This window comes from Streptomyces sp. URMC 127, assembly GCF_051386535.1.
Classification (GTDB): domain Bacteria; phylum Actinomycetota; class Actinomycetes; order Streptomycetales; family Streptomycetaceae; genus Streptomyces.
Genome location: NZ_JBPQTW010000303.1, coordinates 1 through 6,674, shown reverse-complemented (window position 1 = coordinate 6,674; position 6,674 = coordinate 1). Strand labels below are relative to the sequence as shown.

The 6,674-nt window shown below is 71.1% G+C and carries 5 protein-coding genes; 1 reads left to right on the top strand and 4 read right to left on the bottom strand.

All coding sequences use genetic code 11. The features are described 5' to 3' along the window. Window positions 1-401: 401 nt before the first annotated feature. The 4 genes from ACSNOH_RS32565 to polA form a co-directional block, all read right to left on the bottom strand. On the bottom strand, window positions 402-608 hold the full coding sequence (locus tag ACSNOH_RS32565) for a hypothetical protein (RefSeq protein ID WP_436725056.1): 207 nt from the start codon (window positions 606-608) through the stop codon (window positions 402-404). Beyond that, the gene (locus tag ACSNOH_RS32560) at window positions 605-1,636 is read right to left on the bottom strand and encodes a DUF3068 domain-containing protein (RefSeq protein WP_436725054.1); all 1,032 of its coding nucleotides are present in this window, start codon (window positions 1,634-1,636) and stop codon (window positions 605-607) included. The genes ACSNOH_RS32565 and ACSNOH_RS32560 overlap by 4 nt, the downstream gene beginning before the upstream one ends. Before the next feature lie 15 nt (window positions 1,637-1,651). Further along, window positions 1,652-1,786 carry an SPW_0924 family protein gene (locus ACSNOH_RS32555; RefSeq protein WP_436725053.1) on the bottom strand — a complete coding sequence of 45 codons (135 nt, stop codon included), beginning with the start codon at window positions 1,784-1,786 and terminating at the stop codon, window positions 1,652-1,654. A 177-nt stretch (window positions 1,787-1,963) separates the two neighbouring features. Then, entirely contained in the window at window positions 1,964-4,621 is a 2,658-nt protein-coding gene (gene polA, locus ACSNOH_RS32550; RefSeq protein ID WP_436725055.1) for a DNA polymerase I, read from the bottom strand. 236 nt (window positions 4,622-4,857) lie between these two features. On the opposite strand from polA, the gene ACSNOH_RS32545 reads away from it, so the two are divergent. Next, window positions 4,858-6,674, top strand: a 1,817-nt coding sequence (locus ACSNOH_RS32545; protein ID WP_436725052.1) for an FdhF/YdeP family oxidoreductase, incomplete at its 3' end; no start/stop codon positions are given.

The window sequence follows — 6,674 nt, the reverse complement described above, 5'->3', positions numbered from 1 at the left end:
GTTACTCACCGCCGCGGCGGAAGGACACCGGCACAGCGGGGAACTCTCCCTCCGCCGCAACGGCGAGCTCCGGCGGTGCCGGATCACCCCGCGGCCGGCCCGGCACCGCCGGACAGCATGTATCCGGTTACTCACCGCCGCGGCGGAAGGACACCGGCGCAGCGGGGAACTCTCCCTCCGCCGCAACGGCGAGCCACCCGACACGGCCTGTCCGGCGGTGCCGGATCACCCCGCGGCTGGCCCGGCACCGCCGGACAGCGTGTATCCGGTTGCTCACCGCCGCGGCGGAAGGACATCGGCGCAGCCGGAAGCGTTTGCCGCCGCCGCGGTGAGCAACCCCGCACAAACCTTTCCGGCGGTGCCGGATCACCGCACCGCCACACGGCGGCCGCCGCCGCGTTTCAGGGGAGGTAGCGCTCGACCGCCGCCGGGCCCTTCTCCTCGATGAGCCGCTTCGCGCGCTCCACCCGTTCCGGTGTCACGTCCCGGCCGGAGGCCATGACCAGGTCCTCGGGGTCGATCGGCCGTTCGCCCCCGGTGTAGAGCTGCTTCAGCCGGGACGTGGTGGATCCGTCGTCCGTCTTCTCCTTCGCGGTCTTGTCCTTCACGGCGAGCCTCCTCTGCTCCGCGCGGCCCTCTTCCCCGGGGCCTGCCGCTCGGTTTTCCCTCCATCGTGTGCCTTTTGTCCGGTAAATGCACGACGAGGGCGGGCGCGGGCTTCGAGGAACAGGGCGAGGACCGCCAGCGCGCCGCCCAGCGAGGCGCTCCCCCAGGGCAGCCACGAGGTCAGCAGGAGGACGAGCCGCCGCTGGGAGGTCACCGTGGCGACGGTTGCGTCCACGTAGTCGGCGCGCATCTTCACGTGCCCGGCGAAGGCGGTGACCGGCTTCTTCTCCGGTTGCCCGGTCCACCGCAGCTCCTCGCGGTGGATCTCCTCGCCGTTGACGGGGGCGCCGGTGACCGGGTCGACCCAGAACATGCGCCGGGTCGTGTACCACCGCTCAAGGCCCAGCCCGCGCAGCGCCTCGGGCGTCATGCCGAAGGGCAGTGTTCTGGGGAAGGGCACCCGGGTCCAGGGGACGGTCTGCTCGTAGTAGGAGACGTCCAGGCCCCGGAAGGAGCGCGTGCCCCGGTAGTGGATGGGCGCGGAGGTGCGGGTCTGCATGTCGAAGTAGCGGTAGTCGCGCTTCTCGGCGAGGAACGGCCACTTGTACTCGATGCCGTCGCGCCGCACGGCCGTGCCGTCGACGTGCTCCCCGCCCGCGTGCACGGGCTGCTGGCTGTGCGCGTCGAAGACGTACCGCTCGGGGATCTCGGAGATCATCGCCCCGTCGGGCCCGCTCATGTGGGTGAGGGTGTCCCAGACGACGACGTCGCGCCCGGTTGCGCGCCGGACCTTGCGGGCCTCTTCGACGTTGCCCTTGAGCGTCTGGACGAGGGTGACCTTGGGGACGGTCTTCGGCTCCAGGCGGGCGTAGTCGACGAGGGTGGCGTCCTTCGCCTCCAGGACGGCGCTCTGGTACGTGCCCGCCGGGACCTTGGCCAGGCGCGGGAAGGCGTACCAGCGCAGCAGCGGGGCGAGGGCCGCAAGGAACACGGCCGCTCCGAGCAGGACGAGGCTCGCTCTGCGGCGCACGGCGCGGCCGGCCCGTCAGGGGTGCGCGGGGGCAGCAGTGAGCAGGGGCTTCGGCGAGGTCGTGCCCTCGGGCGGACCGAGCGCGGTGACGGCGAGGACGAGGGCGACGGCGGCGGCCAGTCCGACGGCCGCGGCGACGAGTGCGCGCATGTGAAGCCTCCCGGCGGATCGCCCCGCATCCCGAACACCTGACGTGCAGTCAGGAACAGGCAGGGCACCGTAGCAACGCACGGCGCAGAAGAGAACCACGCGTACGGCCCCTCTCCCCGCGCGGAACGCGGAGAAGAGGGGCCGTACATCAGCGCCGTACGCACATCACAGGCGCGCTCAGTGCGCGGCGGACTCCCAGTCCCGCCCCACGCCGACCGACACGTCCAGCGGCGCGCGCAGCTCGACCGCGCCCGCCATCTCGCGGCGAACCAGCGCCTCGACGGCCTCCCGCTCGCCCGGGGCGATCTCCAGCACGATTTCGTCGTGGACCTGCAGCAGCATCCGGGACGTGAGCTCCTGCGCCTCCAGCGCCTTCCCCACCCGCAGCATCGCGATCTTGACGATGTCGGCGGCGGTGCCCTGGATCGGGGCGTTCAGCGCCATCCGCTCGGCCATCTCGCGGCGCTGGCGGTTGTCGCTGTTGAGGTCCGGCAGATAGCGGCGGCGGCCGAGGATCGTCTCGGTGTACCCCGTGGCACGGGCCTCGACGACCACCCGCTGCAGATAGTCCCGCACGCCGCCGAAGCGCTCGAAGAAGGTGTCCATCAGCTTCCCCGCCTCGCCGGGCGAGATGTTCAGCTGCTGGGACAGGCCGAACGCCGACAGACCGTAGGCCAGGCCGTACGACATCGCCTTGATCTTCCGGCGCATCTCCGGGTCGACCTCGGTGCGCTCGACGCCGAAGACCTGGGAGGCGACGGTGGTGTGCAGGTCCTCACCCGAGGTGAACGCCTCGATGAGGCCCTCGTCCTCGGACAGGTGCGCCATGACCCGCAGCTCGATCTGGCTGTAGTCGGCGGTCATGAGGGACTCGAAGCCCTCGCCGACGACGAAGCCGCGGCGGATGGCCCGGCCCTCGTCCGTCCGCACCGGAATGTTCTGCAGGTTCGGGTCGGTGGAGGACAGCCGGCCCGTGGCCGCCACCGTCTGGTTGAAGGTGGTGTGGATGCGGCCGCCCGGCGCGATCGACTTGATCAGGCCCTCGACCGTGGACCGCAGCTTCGACTGCTCCCGGTGCCGCAGCATGATCACCGGGAGTTCGTTCTCCGTCTGGGCCGCGAGCCAGGCCAGGGCGTCGGCATCCGTGGTGTAGCCGGTCTTGGTCTTCTTCGTCTTCGGCAGGCCGAGCTCGCCGAAGAGCACCTCCTGCAGCTGCTTGGGCGATCCCAGGTTGAACTCGTGCCCCGCGGCCGCGTGCGCCTCCTGCACGGCCTGCTGCACCGCCGCGGCGAACTGCTGCTCCATGCGCTCCAGCCAGCCGCGGTCGGCGGCGATGCCCGCCCGCTCCATCCGGGCGAGCAGCGCGCTCGTCGGCAGCTCCACATTGCGCATCAGCTCCGCGGCGCCGACCTCCTCAAGGCGAACGGTGAACGCCTCGCCCAGATCCAGGACCGTACGCGCCCGGCCCATCAGGGCATCGGCCTCGGCCTGCTCGTCCGCGCCGAAGGCCAGCTGCCCGTCGCTCGCGGCGGCCGTGGCCAGCTCCCGCCCCAGATACTCCACCGACAGGGCGTCCAGCGCGAAGGAACGACGCCCCGGCTTGACCAGATAGGCGGCCAGCGCCGTATCCATGGTCACGCCCTCGATCGTCCAGCCGTGCTCGGCGAAGACCCGCATCGCCGCCTTGGCGTCGTGCATGACCTTCGGCGCGGCCGGATCGGCGCTCCAGCCGGCGAACGCCTTCTCATCGGCCTCGTCGAGCTCCGCCGGATCGAACCACACCGCCGGGCCCTCGCCCGTGGCCAGCGCGATCTCCGCGACCCGGCCACTGCCCAGCGACCACGCATCCACGATCGCCACACCCAGCGGCGACGCACCGTGCTCCCCGAGCCACGGCGCGAGCTCACCCGCGCCCAGCACCACGCCGTCCACCTCGGCACCGGCCGCCGGAGCAATCTCCTCCACGGCCTCCGCACCCGGATCCGCGGCCAGCAGCCGGTCCCGCAGGCCCTGGTTACGGATCTCCAGGCCCTCCAGGAACGCGATCAGCGCCTTGCGGTCGTACGCCGCACGCCGCAGGCCCTCCGGACCCACCGGCAGCTCGACATCGCGCACCATCTCCGTCAGGCGGCGGTTCAGCTTGACCGCCTCCAGGTGATCACGGAGGTTCTGCCCGGCCTTGCCCTTGACCTCCTCGACGCGCTCCACCAGCTCCGCGAACGAACCGAACTGGTTGATCCACTTCGCGGCGGTCTTCTCGCCCACGCCCGGGATGCCCGGCAGATTGTCCGACGGGTCACCGCGCAGCGCCGCGAAGTCCGGATACTGCGACGGGCTCAGGCCGTACTTCTCCTGCACCTTCTCCGGAGTGAAACGCGTCAGCTCCGAGACGCCCTTCGTCGGATACAGCACCGTCACGTCATCCGACACGAGCTGGAAGGAATCCCGGTCGCCCGTGACGATCGAGACGTGGAAGCCCTCGGCCTCGGCCTGCGTGGCCAGCGTGGCGATCACATCGTCCGCCTCGAAGCCGTCCACCGCGAAACGCGGCACCCGCATCGCATCGAGCAGATCACCGATCAGCTCGACCTGGCCCTTGAAGTCATCCGGCGTCTTCGACCGCGTCGCCTTGTACTCCGGGAACTCCTCCGAGCGCCACGTCTTGCGCGACACGTCGAACGCCACCGCGAAATGCGTGGGCGCCTCATCACGCAGGGTGTTCGCCAGCATCGACGCGAAGCCGTACACCGCATTCGTCGTCTGCCCGGCGGCCGTCGTGAAATTCTCCGCGGGCAGCGCGAAGAACGCCCGGTACGCCATCGAGTGCCCGTCCATGAGGAGCAGGCGGGGGCGACCTCCCTCCGCTGCCTCGCTGCCGGTCGGTTCGTTCGTCTTCACTGCCTTTGCTGCCACGCCCCCGATCCTGCCACGGCCCACTGACAATCCCGGCCACGGCCGACCTCGCCCCCGCACCCGCCGCCGCCCCGTGACAGGATCGGAGCCGCACGACAACCGCGCACGGAAACCCGTACGCGCCACCGCGCACCACCGACCGCTCAAGGGGGAGCGACATGGCAGGCAAGCCACCCACCGGCGATCCCGTCCAGGACGCACCGGACGTCACCGCCCCGCAGCACGCCGCCGCCGGGCTGCCCGCCGTCGCCCACTCCCTGCGCATCGCCCACCAGCAGATGGGCGCCCGCCGCACCGCCCTCACCCTCCTCAAGGTCAACCAGAAAGACGGCTTCGACTGCCCGGGCTGCGCCTGGCCCGAACCCGACAAGCGCCACACCGCCGAATTCTGCGAGAACGGCGCCAAGGCCGTCGCCGAAGAAGCCACCCTGCGCCGCGTCACCCCCGGCTTCTTCGCCCGCCACACGGTCACCGACCTCGCCGGGCGCAGCGGCTACTGGCTCGGCCAGCAGGGCCGCCTCACCCATCCCATGTACCTCGCCGAGGGCTCCGACACCTACGAGCCCGTCAGCTGGGAGCGCGCCTTCGACATCATCGCCGAGGACCTCGCCGCCCTCGGCTCCCCCGACGAGGCCGTCTTCTACACCTCCGGCCGCACCAGCAACGAAGCGGCCTTCCTCTACCAGCTCTTCGCCCGCGAGTTCGGCACCAACAACCTGCCCGACTGCTCCAACATGTGCCACGAGTCCTCCGGCTCAGCGCTCACCGAGACCATCGGCATCGGCAAGGGCAGCGTCCTGCTGGAGGACCTCCACAAAGCCGACCTGATCATCGTCGCCGGCCAGAACCCCGGCACCAACCACCCCCGCATGCTCAGCGCCCTGGAGAAGGCCAAACGCGGCGGCACGAAGATCATCACCGTCAACCCGCTCCCCGAAGCCGGCCTCGAACGCTTCAAGAACCCGCAGAACGCCCGCGGCCTCGCCGGCAGCGGCACCGCCCTCACCGACCTCTTCCTGCAGATCCGCCTCGGCGGCGACCAAGCCCTCTTCCGCCTCCTGAACCGGCTCGTCCTCGAGACCGACGGCGCCGTCGACACCGGCTTCGTCAACGAGCACACCCACGGCTTCGAGGACTTCCGGCGCACCGCCCTCACCGCCGACTGGGACGAGACCCTGCGCGCCACCGGCCTCGGCCGCGCCGAGATCGAGCAGGCCCTCGGCATGATCCTCGCCTCCAAGCGGACCATCGTCTGCTGGGCCATGGGCCTCACCCAGCACAAGCACGCCGTCCCCACCATCAAGGAAGTCGTCAACCTCCTGCTCCTGCGCGGCGACATCGGCCGCCCCGGCGCCGGCGTCTGCCCCGTCCGCGGCCACAGCAACGTCCAGGGCGACCGCACCATGGGCATCTTCGAACGCCCCGCACCGGCCTTCCTCGACGCCCTGGAAAAAGAATTCGGCTTCACCCCGCCGCGCGAACACGGCCTTGACGTCGTCCGCGCCATCCGCGCCCTCCGCGACGGACAGGCCAAAGTCTTCTTCGCCATGGGCGGCAACTTCGTCTCCGCCACCCCCGACACCCACGTCACCGAAGCCGCCGTCCGGCGCGCCCGCCTCACCGTCCACGTCTCCACCAAGCTCAACCGCTCCCACGTGGTCACCGGCGCCCGCGCCCTCATCCTCCCCACCCTCGGCCGCACCGAACGCGACCACCAGGCCGGCGGCGACCAGTTCGTCACCGTCGAAGACTCCATGGGCATGGTCCACGCCTCCCGCGGCGGCCTGAAGCCCGCAAGCCCCCACCTGCTCTCCGAACCCGCCATCGTCTGCCGCATGGCCCGGCGCGTGCTCGGCGACGCCTCCCCCACCCCCTGGGAAGACTTCGAACGGGACTACGGCACCATCCGCGACCGCATCGCCCGCGTCATCCCCGGCTTCGAGGACTTCAACGCCCGCGTCGCCCGCCCCGGCGG

Excerpts from the sequence above, each read along its gene's own strand:
- polA (WP_436725055.1), bottom strand. The coding sequence starts at position 4,621 with ATGGACGGGCACTCGATGGCGTACCGGGCGTTCTTCGCGCTGCCCGCG.
- ACSNOH_RS32555 (WP_436725053.1), bottom strand. The coding sequence starts at position 1,786 with ATGCGCGCACTCGTCGCCGCGGCCGTCGGACTGGCCGCCGCCGTCGCC.